Annotated in this window: 2 protein-coding genes; one reads left to right on the forward strand and one right to left on the reverse strand. The window is 70.3% G+C overall.

Going from position 1 to position 1574, the window contains the following annotated elements; all coding sequences use genetic code 11:
• Positions 1-19: 19 nt before the first annotated feature.
• Positions 20-772, reverse strand: coding sequence for a TSUP family transporter (locus GBZ26_RS29295; RefSeq protein WP_246654157.1), 753 nt, complete (start codon positions 770-772; stop codon positions 20-22).
• 125 nt (positions 773-897) lie between these two features.
• On the opposite strand from GBZ26_RS29295, the gene GBZ26_RS29300 reads away from it, so the two are divergent.
• The coding region (locus GBZ26_RS29300; RefSeq protein WP_174441790.1) for a LysR family transcriptional regulator at positions 898-1574 on the forward strand (677 nt) is incomplete at its 3' end.

Here is a 1574-nt window from a genome sequence, read left to right on the forward strand (position 1 = left end):
GAAAGCACCCCCCCAGAACTCACCCCACCACCAGCAGGAACAGCCCCTGGCCGAGATAGACGGTGCCGGTCAGGGCGACCAGACGCTGGCTCCAACTGCGGAACTGGGCGTCGCTCATGGCGTCGAGCGCGCGGCGCGACAGGTTCGTCCCCAGAACGGCCATGCCGATGCACAGGGCCGTCACCGTGATGTCCAGTGTCTCCGTCTCCGACGCCGCGACGAGGGAGCCGAAATAGACCGTCTTGAACAGGTGGCCGAAGACCTGCATCGTCGCCTTCGTCGCGACGACGCTCTGCCGCGACAGGCTGGACTTCACGAAGAAGACGTCGAGCAGCGGCCCCGAGATGCCGGCGATCAGCTGCACGCCCATGCACAGCAGGCCGGCCAACGCGCTGTGGCCGCGCCGCGACACGTTCGGCGACCAGTGCGACGGAACCGCCATCGCCATGAAGGGCGACAGCCCCAGCAGGATCAGCGATTCCGCCTTGCCGGGCACGTAGCGGATCAGGGTGAAGACGCCGACCGCCACCGCCCCGCCCAGCAGGAACCGGGCCACGATCCTCCATTGCACATGCCGCCGCCACAGCCACGCCCGCCAGCCGTTGGCGGTCATCTGCGTGATCCCGTGCAGCAGCATCGCCGAGGACACCGGCAGCAGCACCAGCAGCAGCCCCATCAGAACCATGCCGCCGGCCATGCCGAACAGGCCCGACAGGAACGAGGTCACCAGCGCCGCAAGGCCGAGTCCGAGTGTCAGGGGAACCGTCAGCATCCCGCTCATCCGAAAGTTTTCTTTGGCTGTGGAGGGCATGATGCGCCTGGCGCGCTTGCCCCGCAAACGGGATTGTCTGATGCTGACCCCCAGGAAATGTTGGGGTGCGGGGAGGAGGGGATCGGATGCGGCGCCTGCCTTCGCTGAACGCCTTGCGGGCGTTCGAGTCCGCGGCCCGGCACGGCAGCTTCACCGGGGCGGCGGGCGAGCTGAACGTCTCGCAGGCCGCGGTCAGCCGCATGGTGCGCCTGCTGGAGGAGCGCATGGGCTTCCCGCTGTTCGAGCGGCGGGCCAACGCGCTGGAGCTGACCGAGCGTGGGCGGGCTTTGCAGCCCGGCCTGACCGGCGCCTTCGACGCGATCGCGGACAGCGTGGAGCGGGTCGCCGCCATGCGCGACGGCCCGGTGCTGACGCTGGGGGTGGGCGCCACCTTCGCGGTGCGCTGGCTGATCCCGCGCCTGTCGGCCTTCCACGAGCGCCACCCCGACGTGGAGGTGCGCATCGCCACCGGCGGCGCCGGCGCGCCGATCCGCGAGGACTGGACCTGCGCCCTGCTGCTGGGCGACGGGCACTGGCCGGGCTACGAGGTGGAGGAACTGTTCACCGCCGACATGCTGCCGGTCTGCGCGCCGGCCCTGGCGCCGACCCTGCGCCGTCCGGAGGATCTGCTTTCGGCGACGCTGCTCTCGGTGTCGCACTGGGCGGACGATTGGCCGCACTGGTTCGCCTCGGCCGGGCTGGTGCCGCCGGCCGTGAAGGGGCTGTCCTTCGGCAGCTACGCCATGACCTTGCAGGCGGCACC

The sequence above is a fragment of the Azospirillum formosense genome (assembly GCF_013340925.1).
Classification (GTDB): domain Bacteria; phylum Pseudomonadota; class Alphaproteobacteria; order Azospirillales; family Azospirillaceae; genus Azospirillum; species Azospirillum formosense.